Source organism: Nocardia sp. NPDC003979 (assembly GCF_053605015.1).
Genome location: NZ_JBSGIJ010000005.1, coordinates 11,911 through 29,645, shown reverse-complemented (window position 1 = coordinate 29,645; position 17,735 = coordinate 11,911). Strand labels below are relative to the sequence as shown.

Annotated in this window: 15 protein-coding genes; 9 read left to right on the top strand and 6 right to left on the bottom strand. The window is 68.4% G+C overall.

Annotation, left to right across the window (positions count from 1 at the left end; all coding sequences use genetic code 11):
- Positions 1-132 precede the first annotated feature (132 nt).
- From ACWEVR_RS12600 to ACWEVR_RS12585, 4 genes are read left to right on the top strand one after another with little or no spacing between them, the layout of a single operon-like run.
- The gene (locus ACWEVR_RS12600; protein WP_452467054.1) at positions 133-1,668 is read left to right on the top strand and encodes an ABC transporter substrate-binding protein; all 1,536 of its coding nucleotides are present in this window, start codon (positions 133-135) and stop codon (positions 1,666-1,668) included.
- Positions 1,665-2,606: an ABC transporter permease gene (locus ACWEVR_RS12595; protein ID WP_452467053.1), complete on the top strand. Its 942-nt coding sequence runs from the start codon at positions 1,665-1,667 to the stop codon at positions 2,604-2,606. The genes ACWEVR_RS12600 and ACWEVR_RS12595 overlap by 4 nt, the downstream gene beginning before the upstream one ends.
- The gene (locus ACWEVR_RS12590; protein WP_452467052.1) at positions 2,603-4,435 is read left to right on the top strand and encodes a dipeptide/oligopeptide/nickel ABC transporter permease/ATP-binding protein; all 1,833 of its coding nucleotides are present in this window, start codon (positions 2,603-2,605) and stop codon (positions 4,433-4,435) included. Before ACWEVR_RS12595 ends, ACWEVR_RS12590 begins: the two co-directional genes overlap by 4 nt.
- Complete coding sequence (locus ACWEVR_RS12585; RefSeq protein ID WP_452467051.1) at positions 4,432-5,202, top strand: ABC transporter ATP-binding protein; 771 nt, start codon at positions 4,432-4,434, stop codon at positions 5,200-5,202. Before ACWEVR_RS12590 ends, ACWEVR_RS12585 begins: the two co-directional genes overlap by 4 nt.
- Positions 5,203-5,260: 58 nt before the next feature.
- On the opposite strand, the gene ACWEVR_RS12580 is transcribed toward ACWEVR_RS12585, so the two are convergent.
- A complete protein-coding gene (locus ACWEVR_RS12580; RefSeq protein ID WP_452467050.1) occupies positions 5,261-6,577 on the bottom strand; it encodes an NAD(P)/FAD-dependent oxidoreductase in 1,317 nt (438 codons plus the stop codon).
- 136 nt (positions 6,578-6,713) lie between these two features.
- Here ACWEVR_RS12580 and ACWEVR_RS12575 point away from each other — a divergent pair, with 136 nt between their 5' ends.
- On the top strand, positions 6,714-7,568 hold the full coding sequence (locus ACWEVR_RS12575; protein ID WP_452467373.1) for a LysR family transcriptional regulator: 855 nt from the start codon (positions 6,714-6,716) through the stop codon (positions 7,566-7,568).
- Between the two features lie 21 nt (positions 7,569-7,589).
- Here ACWEVR_RS12575 and ACWEVR_RS12570 read toward each other — a convergent pair whose 3' ends face one another.
- Both ACWEVR_RS12570 and ACWEVR_RS12565 read right to left on the bottom strand, forming a co-directional pair.
- Entirely contained in the window at positions 7,590-9,161 is a 1,572-nt protein-coding gene (locus ACWEVR_RS12570) for a protein kinase domain-containing protein (RefSeq protein ID WP_452467049.1), read from the bottom strand.
- 86 nt (positions 9,162-9,247) lie between these two features.
- On the bottom strand, positions 9,248-10,204 hold the full coding sequence (locus ACWEVR_RS12565) for an aminoglycoside phosphotransferase family protein (protein ID WP_452467048.1): 957 nt from the start codon (positions 10,202-10,204) through the stop codon (positions 9,248-9,250).
- A 109-nt stretch (positions 10,205-10,313) separates the two neighbouring features.
- Between ACWEVR_RS12565 and ACWEVR_RS12560 the strand changes: the two genes are divergently transcribed.
- The gene (locus ACWEVR_RS12560; protein ID WP_452467047.1) at positions 10,314-10,757 is read left to right on the top strand and encodes a GNAT family N-acetyltransferase; all 444 of its coding nucleotides are present in this window, start codon (positions 10,314-10,316) and stop codon (positions 10,755-10,757) included.
- 49 nt (positions 10,758-10,806) lie between these two features.
- Here ACWEVR_RS12560 and ACWEVR_RS12555 read toward each other — a convergent pair whose 3' ends face one another.
- The 3 genes from ACWEVR_RS12555 to ACWEVR_RS12545 all read right to left on the bottom strand — a co-directional run bounded on the left by ACWEVR_RS12555 (position 10,807) and on the right by ACWEVR_RS12545 (position 13,892).
- Positions 10,807-11,409 carry a hypothetical protein gene (locus ACWEVR_RS12555; protein ID WP_452467046.1) on the bottom strand — a complete coding sequence of 201 codons (603 nt, stop codon included), beginning with the start codon at positions 11,407-11,409 and terminating at the stop codon, positions 10,807-10,809.
- A gap of 704 nt (positions 11,410-12,113) precedes the next feature.
- Positions 12,114-13,070, bottom strand: a complete 957-nt coding sequence (locus tag ACWEVR_RS12550; protein WP_357150546.1) for an electron transfer flavoprotein subunit alpha/FixB family protein — start codon at positions 13,068-13,070, stop codon at positions 12,114-12,116.
- Between the two features lie 36 nt (positions 13,071-13,106).
- Positions 13,107-13,892, bottom strand: a complete 786-nt coding sequence (locus tag ACWEVR_RS12545) for an electron transfer flavoprotein subunit beta/FixA family protein (protein ID WP_067987896.1) — start codon at positions 13,890-13,892, stop codon at positions 13,107-13,109.
- A 181-nt stretch (positions 13,893-14,073) separates the two neighbouring features.
- On the opposite strand from ACWEVR_RS12545, the gene ACWEVR_RS12540 reads away from it, so the two are divergent.
- From ACWEVR_RS12540 to ACWEVR_RS12530, 3 genes are read left to right on the top strand one after another with little or no spacing between them, the layout of a single operon-like run.
- Positions 14,074-14,862: a class I SAM-dependent methyltransferase gene (locus ACWEVR_RS12540; protein WP_452467045.1), complete on the top strand. Its 789-nt coding sequence runs from the start codon at positions 14,074-14,076 to the stop codon at positions 14,860-14,862.
- A complete protein-coding gene (locus ACWEVR_RS12535) occupies positions 14,859-16,397 on the top strand; it encodes a 1,4-alpha-glucan branching protein domain-containing protein (RefSeq protein ID WP_067636984.1) in 1,539 nt (512 codons plus the stop codon). The genes ACWEVR_RS12540 and ACWEVR_RS12535 overlap by 4 nt, the downstream gene beginning before the upstream one ends.
- Positions 16,394-17,647, top strand: a complete 1,254-nt coding sequence (locus ACWEVR_RS12530) for a glycosyltransferase family 4 protein (RefSeq protein ID WP_067493171.1) — start codon at positions 16,394-16,396, stop codon at positions 17,645-17,647. The genes ACWEVR_RS12535 and ACWEVR_RS12530 overlap by 4 nt, the downstream gene beginning before the upstream one ends.
- Positions 17,648-17,735 lie beyond the last annotated feature (88 nt).

Below are 17,735 nucleotides of genomic sequence, written 5' to 3'. Positions count from 1 at the left end.
ATCGGCGGCCCGCCCCCTTCGAAAGGCGGATCTTCAGCGCGCTTCCACTCCCGCTGGCTGATATTTGCGTTACAACGGGGCTCGGCAGCGGCGCTGATTCCTTGATGTCACCTCACGCATCAAGGAGTTCGCATGAAACGCCCCCTCTTCGCAGCGTGTGTCGCGGCGGTCGCGACACTCGCCGCGTGCACGACATCGCAGACCGCCGGTCCCGGTGCGGCGGACGAGGCCGCGGTGCGCCTGGCCCTGACCTCCGACGTGGGCAGCTTCGACCCCGCGCGGGCGGCCGGGTCCTCCGAATACGCCGTCGACCGGCTGCTCTACTCGACTCTGGTCGGCCTCGACGACAAGAACGTCGTCGTGCCCCGGCTCGCTTCCGCCTGGGACGTCACCGCGACGCAGGCCACCTTCACCTTGAAGAAGGGGCTCACCTGTTCCGATGGCGCTCCCCTCACCGCGGGCCAGGTCGCGGCCTCACTCGAGTACTTCCGCAAGACGGCCCCGGGTGCGGCGTACACGTTCGGCCCGGCCAACGCCGGTGACAAGACGACCATCACCGGCGACGACGCGGCGGGCACCGTCTCGGTGCGCATGGCCACGCCGTGGTCGGAGTTGCTCCCCTCGCTCGGCCTGGTCAACTCGGGCATCATCTGCGCGCCCGGCCTGGCAGACCCGACGGGTCTGGCCACCGGCTCGGTGGCGGGCGCGGGCACTGGGCCCTACGTCATGACCGCGAGCGAACGTGGCTCCCGCTACACGCTGGCCCTGCGCGAGGGCTTCGACGCGTTCGCCGACTTCGCCGCCGACCGGTCGGGCCGCTCGCCCGCCACGATCGAGCTCGGCATCGTCAAGAGCGAATCGGCCGCCGCCAACCTGCTGCAGACCGGTCAGCTCGACTTCGCCGGCTTCACCGGCCCCGACGGTGCCCGGCTGGAACAGGGCTTCGACACCGCCACCGCGCCGATGGTGCGCAACTTCCTGTTCTTCAACCAGCGCGCCGGCAAGCCGGGTGCCGATGCGCAATTCCGCAAGGCCGTCGCGCAAGCCATGGACGCGGCCGCCTACGACAAGGTTCTCGGCGGCTCTGGAACGCTGCTGAGAAGCTATGTCGACAACACCGCCAATGTCTGCGCCAACACCGACGAGGCCCTGCTGACCCGGCACGACCTCACCGCCGCGAGCCGGGTGCTCGCAGGCAAGAAGATCACCGTGACCGGCACCAACGCGATCGCCGACGGCGCGGGAAACACCTACGTCGCCGAGGCGCTGCGTGCGGCCGGTGCCGAAGTGAAGCTGGTCAACGTCGACAACAACACCTGGGCTTCCTCGGTGCTGCCCGGCGGTGACTGGGACATCAACGTGATGGCGTCGCTGTCGACCACGCTGCTCACCGCGTCCAACCTGCTCACCGGCGCCGAACCGCCGCACGGGCGCAACTACGGCGCCACCCACAACGCCGTCTTCGATCAGGGGCTGCGCGCCGCCGTCGTCACCACCGATCAGGCGGCCAAGTGCGCCGCCTGGCAGCAGGGTCAGGCGGGCCTGCTCAGCGCGGTCGACATCGTGCCGCTGTCGACGCTCAACGTGCGCTACGTGTTCAGCGAGGGTGTCCGGGCACATATCCCCAACGGCCAGATCGACCTCAGCACCCTGCGGGTCGGCTCGTGACGGGATGGCTCGGCTTCGCGGTGCGCCGCGCGGCCGGACTCCTCGCGGTGGCGGTGGTGCTCGTCGTGGTCACCTTCGGCATGATCCAGCTCATTCCCGGCGATCCGGCCGAATCGCTGGCCGGTCAGAACGCGACCCAGGCCGATATCGCCCGCATCCGCACCGAGCTCGGCCTGGATCGGCCACTGCTCACCCGCTTCTCCGACTACGTGTCGGGGCTGCTGCACGGTGACCTCGGCCGGTCGTTCCAGACCAGGGAGGCCGTCTCGGATGTGATCGCGACGCGGCTGCCGTTCACCGCACAGCTGGCGGTGTTCTCGCTGATCCTGGTCCTCGCGGTCGCGCTGCCACTCGGCATCGCGGTCGCCGCACGACACAGCGGGCGCACCGACGGAGTGTTCACCCTGTCGACCGGCTTACTCGGTGCGATACCGGAATACGTGGTCGGTACCGCGCTGGTGGTGGTCTTCGCGATCACTCTCGGCGTGCTGCCCGCCGGTGGTGCGCAGACCACGCAGTCCCTGATCCTGCCCGTACTGGCGATCAGCCTGCCGAGCATGTGTGTGATGGCGCGGGTGGTACGGCGCGAAGCCGGAAACGTGTTGTCGCAGGACTACATCCGCACCGCGCGCGGCAGGCGGCTGCCCCCGTCGCGGCTCTACCTGCGCCACGTGCTGCCCAATCTACTCACGGCCGTCATGACACTGAGCGGCCTGGTGCTCGCCTCGATGCTCGGCGGCACGGTGATCGTGGAGACTGTGTTCGCCTGGCCCGGCATCGGACAGCGGGTGGTCGACGCGCTGTTGGTCCGCGACTACCCGGTGATCCAGGGTTGTGTCCTGGTCCTCGGCCTGTTGGCCGCCGTGCTGAACCTGCTGGTCGATATCGCGTTGGCGATCCTCGATCCGCGCTCCTCGCTGGTCGGAGGCAACCGATGAAGACCCGTCCCCATCCCTCCCTGGTCGCCGGTGCCGTCGGTTTCACCGCCGTCGTGCTCGTCGCCCTGCTCGCGCCACCGCTGCTCGGCGACACCGCCACCGCCATGTCCGACACCGTCCGCGGGGGCATCACCGCCGAGCACTGGCTCGGGACCGATTCGCTCGGGCGCGATGTGTGGGCGCGAACGCTGGTCGCGGCGCGGCTCACGCTGGTGCTGACCACCGTGGCCACCGTGCTGGCCGCGGCGCTCGGCATAGCGATCGGCACCGCGGTGTGGGTGTCGGGTCCGCGAGTACGCGAAGTCGGGCTGCGCGTCATCGACATCATGGTCACCGCACCGACACTGATCATGGCGCTCGTGGTGGCGACCATCCTCGGCGCGGGCCCGACCGCCTCGGTGATCGCCATCGTGCTCGGCGGCTCACCGTCGTTCGCGCGGCTCACCGCAAATCTCGCGGGCTCGGTGGCCGGGCGCGACTTCGTCGCCGCGGCGAAGCTACTCGGTGTGTCTCCGCTGCGGGTGATGACCAGGCATCTGCTGCCCAATATCGCCGGGCCGCTGCTGGTGCTGTTCTCCTCCGCCTACGCGCAGGTCCTGGTCGCGTTGTCGGGCCTGTCGTTTCTCGGGCTCGGCGTGCAGAATCCCCAATTCGACTGGGGTTCGCTGCTCAACGGTGGCCTGCGTTCGCTGTACACCACACCGGCGGAGGCGCTGGGTCCCGCCGTGGCCATCACGCTGACCGGGGTGTTCGCCTCCCTGATCGGCGACGGATTGGCCGCGACGCTCGATCCGCGCGAACGCACCCGACCACGACGCACCACGGCGGCCCCGAAGCCGGTGGCCCCGACCGTGCCCGAGCCGGGCGCGCTGCTGACCGTCACCGACCTCAGCGTCGAGCTCGACAGTGGTGTGCGCCTTGTCGATTCGGTATCCCTACAGGTGGCACCGGGCGAGATCGTCGGCCTCGTCGGCGAATCCGGTTCGGGCAAGTCGCTGACGGCGATGGCAGTGGCTCGGCTGCTGCCCGACGAGCTCACCGTGCGCGCGGCCTGCCTCGATCTGGACGGGCTCGACCTGACCGGCGCCGACAGCGACCCGGTGCGGTTGGCGACCGCCATCGGCATCGTCTACCAGGACCCGTCGGCCTCCTTCAATCCGGCGCTGCGCATCGGTACCCAGCTCACCGAAGTACTGCGTGTACACCGCGGATCCAGCCGTCGCGAGGCTCTGTCGGCGGCAGCCGAAGCCCTGCGCCGGGTGCATGTGCGTGAACCAGAGACCGTACTCGGCCAGTACCCGCACCAGCTCTCGGGCGGGATGCGTCAGCGCGCGATGATCGCCGCGGCCGTCCTGCCGGATCCCCGCTTGATCATCGCCGACGAAGCGACCACCGCACTCGACGTGACGGTGCAGGCCGAAGTTCTCGACCTGCTGCGCGAGATCAACGACCGCGGCACCGGCATGCTGTTCATCTCCCACGACATCGGGGTGGTCGGCACGCTGTGCCATCGCGTGGTGGTGATGTACGCGGGGCGGGTGGTCGAAGAGCTGACCGCGGACGAACTACGAGCCGGGCAGGCACGCCATCCCTACACCCGGGCGCTGCTGGCGGCCAGCCCCACCCTCGACGGCAGCGCGTCCGGCGCCAGGCTGGCGACCATTCCCGGCCGCCCGCCGGCACCCGCCGACCGCCCGGCGGGCTGCGCTTTCGCGCCACGGTGCCCGCTCGCGGTGCCGCGTTGCGCGACCGAGCTACCGCCGCGGATCGACGGGGTGGCCTGCCACGTCGTCAATGCGCCCACAGCACAGGAGGTTCCGGCACGATGAACACAGGTCTGGCAATCACCGGACTCAGCATCGCCTACGGCCCGAAGGGGCGAGCGACCACCGTGGTCGACGATGTCTCGCTGCGGGTGCCGACCGGCGAAACCCTCGGTCTGGTCGGCGAATCCGGATCAGGCAAGTCCACGATCGCCAAGGCGGTGGTCGGGCTGGTGACGCCTGCCGCCGGGCAGATCACCCTCGATGGGCAACCGCTCACCGGGAAGTCGTCGCGCGCGTTGCGGCGACGCGTACAGCTGATCTCCCAGGATCCCTACGCGTCGCTGAACCCGCGCATGACCATCGGCGCGGCCATCGCCGAGGCCGTCGACCCGGTGCGCGCCGATCCGCGCAGGCACAGTGCGGCGATCGAGCACTGGCTGGCGACGGTATCGCTGGATCCCGCTGTCGCCCGGCGCTATCCGCACGAGTTCTCCGGTGGTCAACGTCAGCGCATCGCAGTCGCACGGGCACTCGCGGTGGAACCGGAGGTGATCGTCGCGGACGAAATCACCTCCGCGCTCGACTGTTCGGTGCAGGCCGAGGTGCTCAATCTACTGCTCGATCTACGCGACCGCCTCGCGTTGACGATGCTGTTCATCTCCCACGATCTTGCCGTGGTGCGCCACGTCAGTGACGCGGTGGCGGTGTTGCGCCACGGCAAGCTCGTCGAATCCGGGACGTGCGCGCAGATCTACGGGAGCCCGTCCGCGGCCTATACCCGGCAGTTGCTGGCCAGCGTGCCCACGTTCGCGGCCACGTCACATCACTGACGTGCCCGGGCGAACGACGAACGACCCGTCACGCGGTGACGGGTCGTTGTCGTAGCTGTCAGACAGAGACGCGCTCGCGCCGGTCGGCGTTGTCCTCGACCCCGGGCCGGGTACCGGCGGCGGCCGAAGGCGCGTCGACCTGCGTCTCGGCCGCTTCGGCGAAGCCCGGCCGGGCGGTACCGATGAAGGCGACCAACCAGCCCGCGACCGCCGCGAAGCGGTTACGGAAGCCCACCAGGTAGAGCAGGTGCACGGCCAGCCACATCGCCCAGGCGATGGTGCCGCGGAAGGTGATGCGCTCGTTGAGCTTCACCACGGCGCTGAAACGGCTGATCACCGCCATGCTGCCCTTGTCCCAGTAGACGAACGGCGTGCCTGCGTCCTTCTTGCCGCGAATGATGTCGGCGGCGTGGCGCCCCTCCTGCATGGCCACCGGCGACTGGCCGGGGTAGCCGTTGAGCGAGGTCATGTCGCCGATGGCGTAGATGTCGGCGTGCCCGCCGACGGTCAGGTCGGGGTTGATCAGGATGCGGCCCGCGCGGTCGGTCTCGGCGCCGGTGGCCTCGGCCAGCAGCGTCGCGAAGCCGCCCGCCTGCACACCCGCCGACCACACCACGGTCTCGGCGGCGATACCGCGCTCGATGCCCTCCTTGTCGCGGACGGTCACCTTGCCCTCGGCGATGTCGGTGACGAAGGTGCCGAGCAGCACCTGCACACCGCTACCCTCGAGCGACCGCTTGGCGTACTCCGAGAGCCCGCCGCCGAACGGCGGGAGCACCGCGTCGGCGCCCTCCACCAGGGTGACCGAGACCTTCTGGTGGAAGTGCCTTTTCGCGAGTTCCTTGATCTGGCCCGCCACCTCGACACCGGTCGCGCCCGCGCCGACGACCACGAAGCTGAGCAGCTTGCGCTTGGTCGCCTCGTCGGCGTGCTCGGCCTTGGCGAAGACGGTGGCGATCTGGTCGCGCAGCCGTTCGGCGTCGTCGATGGTCTTGAGCGAGAAGGTCTTGTCGGCGAAGTCGTCGCGGCCGAAGTAGCTCTGGCTGGCGCCGGTGGCCGCGATCAGCGAACCGTAGCGGATCTGGCGGGTGCCCTCGGCGGTCTCGTAGGTGAGCACGGCGGCGTCGGCGTCGATGCCGGTGACCTTGCCCAGGCGGACGTCGGCCTCGGGGTGGCGGCGCAGTACGTTCTTGATCGGCGGGGCGATCTCTTCGGAGTCGAGTACGCCGGTCGCCACCTGGTACAGCAGCGGCTGGAACAGGTGCTCCGGGGTGCTCGAGATCAACACGAAGTTGATTCGCGACTTGGCCAGCTGCTTGGCTGCGGCAAGTCCGCCGAAGCCCGAGCCGACGATGACGACATCGGTGTGTTCCATGATCGCGCGCTCTCCAAGATCGGTAATGAATCCTTTCCTATGAGTAAACGCGATGCGGAACGCAAACGTTTCCCCCGCGTGGGCGCATAATGAAGATGACTCTTATCTGCATAACTAATATATGGGAGGTCAGCAGGTGGAACTACGTCAACTTTCGTACTTCGTGGCGGTCTGCGAGGAGCTCAGTTTCAGCCGTGCGGCGAGCCGCTGCTTCATCTCCCAGTCGGCCATCAGCCACCAGATCGCGCGCCTGGAACGCGACCTCGGCGCCCAGCTTTTCGAACGGACCACCCGGGCCGTCGTACCCACCGAAGCGACGCTGCGACTGCTCCCCCTTGCCAAGCAGATGCTGAGTCTCGAGTCGGCGATCCGGGCGGCCGTGCGCACCACCGGGCCGCGAATTCGATTGGCCGCCAACATGTCTTTCGCGGCGCCGTCGCTGTCCGCGATCGCCACCGCGCGGGCCGCGCACCCCGACGCCGAGATCGAATACGTCATCAAACCGTTCCGTCAGCGGATCACCGCCGTCGCCGACGGCGACTGCGATCTGGCCTTGATCCGCGGCAGCGTGGAGCAGCCCGGTCTGGCCGTGGAACAGCTGTGGGTGGAGGACCTCGTGATCGCCATCTCCAGCAATCATCCGCTCGCCGAACGCGGCGCGGTGACCCTCGCCGAACTCAGCCCCTACCCCCTGCTGCTCCCCCCGGAACAGGAGCAGGTGTTGTTGCACACACTCATCCGCTCGGCCTTCGCCGACCTCCCGACCGGCCCGACCTTCGGTCCCCCGATCCCACCCGACCACACAGCGACCATGGAGCTACTCAACCGGCCGGAGTCCTGGACGATCCTCTACGAGGGACCGACCAAGGGATTGCTCACCCTCGACCTCACCGACCACCGGTTGCGGATCCCGGTGTCGGCGGTGTTGCGCGAGGACGCGCGGGAGAATCCGATCGTGCGCACGCTGCTCGACGCGCTCCACCACCACTGATCAGGCCTTCGCGACGGTGAGTCACCATCGCGCGGCGCGCCGGGTCTTGTGGTGGCGGATCCAGTTCCCGGTCGACCGCGACGCCGCGCAGGCGATCACCGCGACCTCGAGCACGAATCCCACCGCGGCCCCGGCGGTCGTGCCGTAGTACGCACTCGTCGCGGATCCGACCACCGCCACGAGCGCGAGGATCACCAGCGGCACCGCGGCGATGATCGACATGACCCGCCCCGCGGTCCGGGCACACAGGATCAGGACACCGCCCGCCGTGGTGAACGCCAGCACACACAGGATGACGCCGATCGCGATGAACGATCCGGCCGGATCGTCACCCCTGTCGATCTCGGCGCGCGTTTCGGTGATGCCGTAGATCAGGAAGAGCAGGACACCGAGGCCGGCCACCAGGGTCATGACACCGGCGAATACGGCGGTGGCTTTCGACGGCGCCGGCCCGTGGGCGTTCCACGGGTTCACCGCCGCCACGGGCGGTCGCCACGGAGTCCCCACGGGTGCGGCGTAGTCCATTCCCGACGGCTGATATCCGCCGAAGGCGTCACCGGGACGGGGTGTGCGGCCAGACCGTTGCTGCCCGTAGTTGTCGGCGGGCGCGTGTTGTCCGGGAGCGCTCCACGACTGCCGCACGTGCCCACCGGAGCTGTGCGCCGGGTACGCGCCGTCGGGTCCCGGTTGCCACGCATGCCCGTCGGATACGTGCGGCTGTGGCGAGGGGCTCGGCAACGGCGCCGCCACATGCCTGCCCTCCAGCGCGTCACTGACCGCTGTGGTGAATTCCGTGGCGCTGCTGAATCTTTCGTCGCGGCGCTTGGCCATCGCGCGGGCGATCACCGCATCGACGGCCGGTGGTAGGTCGGGCCTGAGGGCGGTGAGTCGCGGCACCGGCTGCGACAGGTGTCCCGCCACCACCTGGCCCGGGTTGGTCGCCGTGTAGGGCGGGTGACCGGCGTACATGGCGAACAGGGTGCAGGCCAGCGAGTACTGATCGCTGCGATGATCGACGACCTCCCCGGAGAGCTGTTCGGGTGAGGCGTAGGCCAGGGTGGCGGTGAACGTGCCCGTCGCGGTGAGCTGGGTGTTGGCCGTGGCGACCCGGGCGATCCCGAAATCGGTGAGGATCGCGCGGATGTCGCGTCCGTGCTCGGGGTCGGCGATCACGATGTTGCCCGGCTTCACGTCGCGGTGCAGCACACCGTGCTGGTTGGCGTAGTCCAGGGCCGAGGCCGTTTCCCCGATCAACCGCGCGGTGACGTCCGCCGGGTACGCGCGCGCGTCCCAGGTGGCCGCATCGGTGCCGCGCACGCACTGCATCGCGATCCACAGGTACCCGTCGTCGGTCCCCCGATCGAAGATCCCGACGATCCCCGGATGGTCCAGTTGCGCAACGACATCGGCTTCCCGCTCGAACCGCCGCTGCAGTTCGTGATCGGCACTGAACTCCCGATTCAGCACCTTCAACGCCACACTGCGCGGCAGTCGAGGATGCTTGGCCAGATAGACCGTCCCCATCCCGCCCTGTCCCAGCACACCTTCCAGGTGGTACCCGGCGAAACTCGCCCCCGTCTGTAGCACCGTCACTCCTCACCGCTCCCCCGCTCGCAGTGAGCACGTTACCCGCGCCTGCTTGCGATCCGCGCTGGAAACCCTTCTCGCCGGCTAGGGGATCACTCGGCTGTGCGTTCGAACGGGAGTCGCGCCAGCGCGTTGGCGACCGCGGCGTGGAGATCGCGCATTTCCGGGTCGTTGTCTTCGACTGCCCAGGTGAGTTCCTCGACGGTGCGGATGAGGGCCCAGCCGCGGGCGCGTTCGGGGTCCACGTCGAGTGCTGCTGCCGTGGCGGCGATCACCGTGTCGGCGTGCTCGGGGGTCGGGTCGGACTGAATCTGGATCATCAGGAGGAAGCCCGCGTCGAAGGACGCTTCACCGAGGCACGGCTTCGGGTCGATCAGTAGCCATGGTTCGCGTTCGGCGGCAACGATATTGCCGAGGTGGGTGTCGCGGTTGACGATCAGGAGGGGACCGTCCGGCTCGCTCAGTGTGACGCACCAGCGCTCCACCGACGTCCGTAGAGACGGTGAGATCGCTTGCGCCACAGCAGGGTCGGTGAGCCCGGTCCGGAGGCCGTCTATGACGTCGGTCGCGGCGGGGAAGGCCGGAAAGCTGTCGGGAACGGCAGGCGCCGGTCGTCGGAGCCTGCGGTACAGCTCGCATGCCGCCTTCACCTTCTCTGCGTTCTCCGGCCGTCCCTCGAGGCTCGGGAAGCCGGGCTGGGTGAGCAGTTCCGTTCCGGGGAAGGCCCATTCGAGCAACATCGCACCGGTGGTCGGGTCGAATTCGAGCAGCCGGACAGCGCCGTCACCGTCGTAGGCGTACAAGGCGGTCGCCTCGGCGATGTTCTCCTCGTCGACCATCGGCACCTTCAGTACGGCATGCGGTCCGTCGCCGCGCCGGGCCCCGGCGACGTAGGCGTGCGTTCCGCCGCCGAACGGCGCGGTGAACTCGCTGAGCGCCCACCGCTCGGCCAGCCCGGCCACGACGTCCGGCAACTCGTCGATCCACCGCGCACCGGCCGCACCGAACACCGCTCGAACCGTCTCCTCGACCGCCGACGGCAACTCCACAGACAATCCACCCGGCACCATCAGCCCACCCTGCCGACGCCGACTCCTGCCGTCAATCGAATTCCAAAGCCCTCGACAGACCACCACCGAACCTGACAGCCTTCCGAACATGACGGATCCGCTGACCCCCGACTTCCCATCCGGCTACGAAGTCTCCACCGACACCGCCCGCATCGACGCGCATCGCGTCCACACCTGGCTGTCCACCGACTCGTACTGGGCGAAGGGCAGAACGCGGGAGAAGCAGGACAGCGCGATGGCCGGTTCCCTCAATTTCGGTGTCTACGACAGTGTTTCGGGCGAGCAGGTGGCCTACGCCCGGGTCGTCACAGACCGCGCCACTTTCGCCTGGCTCTGCGACGTGTACGTCGACCGCTCGGTCCGGGGCAAAGGCCTCGGCACAGCCCTGGTGACCGCCGTCCGCGACCACCTCGCCCCTTACGGCCTGCGCCGGATCATGCTCGCCACCCACGACGCCCACGGCGTCTACGAGAAACTCGGCTTCGAGCCACTCAGCAACCCGGAGCACTGGATGGCCCTCGGCGCACAGTGAGTCAGCCCAGACCCCGATCGAACCGCGCGTCAAGCAGTTCGATCGGAATTCAAGCGAAGGTCGTCCGCAGCACGTTGCGTACCGCTTCGTCGTCGGGGCTGTTGTCTGCCCGGTCCAGCACTGCGTTCAGCCTGTCTCGCAAGCCGGCGCGGTGGCGGGCTCGCGAATGCAAACCGGGTGTCAATTGCGTCCAGCTGTCTCGGCCTGCCGAACCCCTCGTCTCAGCAGAAGCTTCGTCGCGCTCCAGCATTTCCAGTTGAGCGTTCGACCCGGTACGAACGGCCTGAACGTATTCGGGAAGATGTTTGGCGGCGACCATCAGATCGGCGATGAACTCGGTTTCCAGACCGCGATCCGGAATGACATATCGGCGGGTACTCACCTCGCCGTCGGTCTCGACGGCCAGGATTGCACCCCGGTGCCGCAGATCGAGACGCACCGGCTCGAGCATGCCCGCGTCGTATTCGGCGTCGAATACCCGCTGAGATTCGGAGTCGGTGAGGTAGACGAAAAGGTGGAAAGTCGTGTCGGCGCCGGGCTGGTCGAAAACCCAATTGAGTAATGCACCTTTGCCGAGTTTGGCCATCGCCGAATATCCGTTCAACGCGACAACGCGCGCGCCGGCGAGCTCGCCGACGTCGAACCCTTTCATCCAATCGAAAGGAGCGCGCCTGCGGTTACGGAACATGCGCCACCTCCGGCCCTGCCTCGAGTTTCTCCAGTGTGACACGGTCGGCCCGCTCCCACCAGCACTGATGATCAACAACACGGTCACCGGTCACCGGCGCGGAGATCCGTCCATGTGCCGGGTTCCGCCTGGTGGGGAACCTGTAGGCCCAATATTCTGCGGTGGTCAACATACCGACCCGAAAGTGTCGAACGCAGTCGCCGGGCACGAGCGACCGACCGAACGCGGCATATACCGCCTTCTCCACCGGCAACGCTCCCGCTATCACCGACAACGCGAACTCCCCTTTCCACCACCTCGGATGAGCGGGGAACTGCCCCGCCGATTTTCCGCATTGCGTCACGTACTCGTCGGCCGGAAAATGCTCTATCCCCTGTGGCTCCGAATCCCACCATGATGTGCCCCGCTTCATCACCGAAACCGTAACGCCGCACAGCGATCCGATAAACCCGAGAGACAGAGACAACAACGTACTGGTCACCCCGATCAAGCCCCGGCAACCCGAGAATCCCGCCGTCACACGCTGCACCGCACGGGCCGCATACCCACCGCAGTGTCAGTAGGACTTGACGTTTCACGCAACCAGAAACACGAACGGCTCGCGAAATCTGCTGCGCCTGTGCGACAACAGATTTCGCGAGCCGGGAGTGGCCTGCGGATCGGCGGTGTCAGCCCTTGTGGGACTTGACGGCCTCGGTCAGCTGCGGGGCGACGTTGAACAGGTCGCCCACGATGCCGTAGTCGGCGATCTCGAAGATGGGAGCCTCTTCGTCCTTGTTGACCGCGACGATGGTCTTCGAGGTCTGCATGCCCGCGCGGTGCTGGATGGCACCGGAGATGCCGAGGGCGATGTAGAGCTGCGGGGAGACGGTCTTACCGGTCTGGCCCACCTGGAACTGGCCCGGGTAGTAGCCCGAGTCGACGGCGGCACGCGAGGCGCCGACGGCGGCACCGAGCGAGTCGGCCAGCGCCTCGACGACCGAGAAGTTGTCGGCGGAACCGACACCGCGACCACCGGAGACGACGATGCTCGCCTCGGTGAGCTCCGGACGGTCACCGGCGACGACCGGCTCACGGGAGACGACCTTGACGACGCCCTCTTCCTGCGCGGGCACGGCCACGGCGACCTGCTCACCGGCGCCGGCCTGCGGGGCGGCCTCGATGGAGCCGGGGCGCACCGAGATCACCGGCACGTCGCCGGTGGCCTTGGCATCGACGGTGAACGCGCCACCGAAGATGGAGTGCAGGGCGGAGCCGTCTTCGTTGACGCCGATGACGTCGACGAGCAGACCGGAGCCGATGCGCGCGGCGAGGCGGCCCGACACCTCCTTGCCCTCGGCGGTGGCGGCGACGATCACGGCGGCGGGGGCGGCGGACTCGACCAGCGAGGCGAGCACGTCGACCTTCGGGGTGACCAGGAAGCTCTCGACCTCGTCGCCCTCGGCGACGTAGATCTTCTCGGCGCCCGCGGCGGCCAGGGCGGCGGCCAGCTTGTCGGCGGTGCCGGGGGCACCGGTCACGACGGCGGCCGGGGTGCCGAGCGCGCGTGCGGCGGTGAGCAGTTCGGTGCTGACCTTCTTCACGGCACCGTCGGCGTGCTCGACGAGCACAAGTACTTCAGCCATTGTTCTTTCTCCTAGGAAGTTCTCGGACGGTCCGGATCAGATGATCTTCTGGCCGATGAGGTAGGTGGCGATCTGGTTGCCGCCCTCGCCCTCGTCCGCGATCTTCTCGCCCGCGGTGCGAGCGGGCTTCGGGGTGGCGGCGGTGACCGCGGTGCCCGCGTTGGCCACACCGACGGTCGACGGGTCGATGCCCAGGTCGGCGAGGGTGAAGACCTGAACTTCCTTCTTCTTCGCGGCCATGATGCCCTTGAAGGACGGGAAGCGCGGCTCGTTGATCTTCTCGTTCACCGAGACGATCGCGGGCAGGCTCGCCTCGAGCTTGAACACACCCTCGTCGGTCTCGCGCTCGCCGGTGATCTTGTCGCCGTCGACGGTGAGCTTGCGCAGGTGGGTCAGCTGCGGGATGCCGAGGTACTCGGCGATGATCGCCGGGACCGCACCCGCGCGGCCGTCGGTGGACTCGTTGCCTGCGATGACCAGCTCGACGCCCTCGACCTGGCCGAGCGCACCGGCGAGCACCCAGGCGGTCTGCACGGCATCGGAGCCGTGGATCGCGGGGTCGTTGATGTGGATGGCCTTGTCGGCACCCATGGACAGCGCCTTGCGGATGGCCTCGGTGGCGCGATCCGGACCGGCGGCCAGCACGGTGACCTCGCCGCCCTGGGCCTCCTTGATCAGCAGCGCTTCCTCGACGGCGCGCTCGTTGATCTCGTCGAGGACGGCGTCGGCGGCCTCACGGTCGAGGGTGTAGTCACCATCGGTCAGCTTGCGCTCGGACCAGGTGTCGGGGACCTGCTTGATGAGTACGACGATGTTCGGCATCGGTCTTCGTCGACCTCCTTCTGGGTTACACGTGAGTGGTGGGCCGCACGAGCTGGGCCGTACGTCCGTGTGGGTGCTCAGAGGGGAACAGTACCCTACGCTAAGTTACCGGTGGGTAACCTACTTGCGCAACAGGTCCCTGGCTCAGGAGCGGACCATCGGTACCAGTAACGTCGAGGCCATGAGCGAGGCTGTGATCCCTGCCGCACCGGTGGACGCAACACATGACCCACTGCCGCTGACCGGTGAGCGGACGGTGCCGGGTATCGCCGAGGAGAACTACTGGTTCCGTCGGCACGAGATCGCCTACGCCCGGCTGCTCGAGCACTGCGCGGGCAAGACCGTGCTCGAGGCGGGCTCGGGCGAGGGCTACGGCGCGGACATGATCGCCGGGGTCGCCCAGCGGGTGATCGGCGTGGACTACGACGAGGGCGCCGTCGCGCACGTACGCGCGCGCTACCCGCGCGTGGAGATGATCCAGGGCAATCTCGCCGACCTCCCGCTCGACGACGAATCGGTCGACGTGGTGGTGAACTTCCAGGTCATCGAGCATTTGTGGGACCAGGCGCAGTTCCTGCGCGAATGCCTGCGCGTGCTGCGCCCGGGCGGGCGGCTACTCATCAGCACCCCGAACCGCATCACCTTCTCCCCCGGTCGCGACACCCCGCTCAACCCGTTCCACACGCGCGAACTCAACGCCGCCGAACTCACCGAGCTGCTGGTCGAGGCCGGTTTCACGGTGTCGCGGATGCTCGGTGTGCACCACGGTGACGCCCTGAAAGCGCTGGACGCCAAGCACGGTGGGTCGTTCATCGACGCCCAGATCGAGCGCGCGCTGGCCGGTGAACCGTGGCCCGCCGACCTCACCGCCGACGTCGCCGCCGTGACCATCGACGATTTCGACCTGCGTGAAGGCGATATCGATGCCAGCCTGGACCTGGTCGCGATCGCCGAAAAGGCAAGGCGTTGACAGATTCTCGCTCCGTCCCGGGCCAGTTCACACTGGTCCTGCACTCGCATCTGCCCTGGCTGGCCCATCACGGGCGCTGGCCGGTGGGTGAGGAGTGGCTGTACCAGTCCTGGGCCGCGTCCTATCTTCCCCTGGTCCGGGTGCTGAAAACCCTTGCCGCCGAAGGTCGCTCACATCTGCTCAGCCTGGGGATCACCCCCGTGCTCGCCGCCCAGCTCGACGACCCGCACTGTCTGGCGGGCATGCATCACTGGCTCGGCAACTGGCAGTTGCGTGCCGACGAGGCATCCATGGCGGGCAATGTGGCGCTCGGCAGGCACGAACACCGGCTCGCCGCAACGGCTCTCGCCGATTTCGAGCAGGACTGGCGCCACGGCAGCGCGCCGGTCTGGCGGTCGCTGATCGACGCCGACGCCATCGAACTGCTCGGCGGTCCGCTCGCGCACCCCTTCCAGCCGCTGCTCGACCCCCGCCTGCGTCAGTACCAGCTGACCGAAGGCCTCGCCGACGCGCGGTTGCGCTGGGGCACCACCCCCACGGGAATCTGGGCGCCCGAGTGCGGTTACACGCCGGGCATGGAACTCGGCTACGACGCCGCCGGTGTGACGCATTTCATGGTCGACGGACCGTCGCTGCGCGGCGACACCAGCCTGGGCAGGCCGGTGCGCGACGCCGATGTGGTCGCCTTCGGTCGCGATCTGCAGGTGAGTTACCGCGTGTGGTCGCCCAAACAGGGTTATCCGGGGCAGAGCGCGTACCGCGATTTCCACCACTACGACCATGCGACCGGACTCAAGCCGTCGCGGGTCACCGGCAAAACGGTCGCCGGTCCTGACAAGGCCCCTTACGATCCCGAACTCGCCGCCGAAGCCGTCACCCGCGATGTCGCCGACTTCGTCGAGACCGTGCGCGCCCGGCTGATCGAGGAGTCCGAACGGATCGGCAGGCCCGCGCTCGTGGTCGCCGCGTTCGACACCGAACTGTTCGGCCACTGGTGGCACGAGGGACCGCAGTGGCTCGAGCAAGTGCTGCGCGCGTTGCCCGAGGCCGGGGTCACCGTCGGCACCCTCGCCGATGCCAGGGCCAACGGGTTCGTGGGCGAACCCGTGCAGCTCAACGACTCGTCGTGGGGTTCCGGCAAGGACTGGCGGGTGTGGGCGGGCGATCAGGTGGCCGACCTCGTCGAGCTCAATGCCGACGTGGTTCGGCTGGCCCTGGACACCCTCGACAAGGTGCGCCGCGACGGTGCGCTGCGCGATCCGGTCGCCGACCAATTGCTGCGCGAAGCGATCCTGACCGTGTCCAGCGACTGGGCGTTCATGGTCAGCAAGGACTCCGCCGCGGGCTACGCGCGCGACCGCGCCCACGAACACGCGCATGCGGTGCGGGAACTCGCGGAGGCGATCGGCGCCGGTCAGTTCGCCAAAGCGACCCGTCTCGCGGCAGGATGGAGCGCGGCCGACGGACTCTTCCCAGGTCTGGACGCACGGCGGTTGCCGACCGCCGTCCCGTCGGTCGCCGAAGGATCGTCATGAAGATTTTGATGGTGTCGTGGGAGTACCCGCCGGTCGTGGTCGGTGGGCTCGGTCGGCATGTGCATCACCTGGCCGTCGAACTGGCCGCGGCCGGACACGAAGTGGTCGTGCTCGCCCGCAGGCCCACCGGCACCGATTCGCTCACCCACCCGACCCATTCCTATATCGCCGACGGTGTTCTCGTCGTCGCGGTCGCCGAGGACCCGCCGTGCTTCGACTTCGGCGAGGACATGCTCGCCTGGACGCTGGCCATGGGGCACGCGATGGTGCGCGCGGGCGTCGCGCTCGGCAAACCCGGCGTCGGTGACGGCTGGACGCCCGATGTGGTGCACGCGCACGACTGGCTCGTCGCCCACCCTGCGATCGCGCTCGCCGAGTTCTACGACGTGCCACTCGTGTCGACCATTCACGCCACCGAGGCCGGGCGCCACAGCGGCTGGGTGTCGGGGCGGGTGAACCGGCAGGTGCACTCGGTGGAGTGGTGGCTCGCCAACGAATCCGATCAGCTCATCACCTGCTCGACATCCATGCAGGACGAGGTGGAGCGGCTCTACGGCCCCGAACTTCCCCCGATCACGGTGATCCGCAACGGCATCGACGTCACGTCGTGGACGTTCCGGCCGCGCGCACCACGTTCCGGACCGCCCCGGCTGCTGTATGTGGGCAGGCTCGAGTACGAGAAGGGTGTGCAGGACGCGATCGCCGCGCTGCCGAGGATCCGGCGCGCGCATCCCGGAACCACCCTCACCGTCGCCGGGATCGGCACTCAGTTCGACTGGCTGCGTGAACGTGCTCGCGTGCACCGGGTGGCGCGTGCGGTCAACTTCGTCGGCAATCTCGGCCACACCGAACTGCTCGGCTGGTTGCACGGCGCCGACGCCATCGTCCTGCCCAGCCGCTACGAACCGTTCGGCATCGTCGCCCTGGAAGCCGCCGCCGCAGGCGTACCCCTGATCGCCTCCACCGCGGGCGGACTCGGCGAAGCGGTGATCGACGGCGTCACCGGCGCCTCCTTCGCCCCCGCCGACATCGACGGCCTGGTCGACGCCACCCGCGCCGTCCTCGACGACCCGCTCACCGCCCAGGACCGCGCCTACACCGCCCGCGAACGCCTCACCGCCGACTTCGCCTGGGACGTGGTGGCCGCCGAGACCACCCAGGTCTACACCACGGCCAAACGCCGGGTCCGCACCCCACTCGGCCGCCCTACCATCCCCGAACGCCCTCTCCCGGAGCGGGATCCGAAGTAGACGTCGCTTACGCACATGACGCCGACGATTTCCCAATGCGTTGAGGTTCTAAACGTGAGCTGTGTAACAGTGCGGGGTTCGCGGCCGA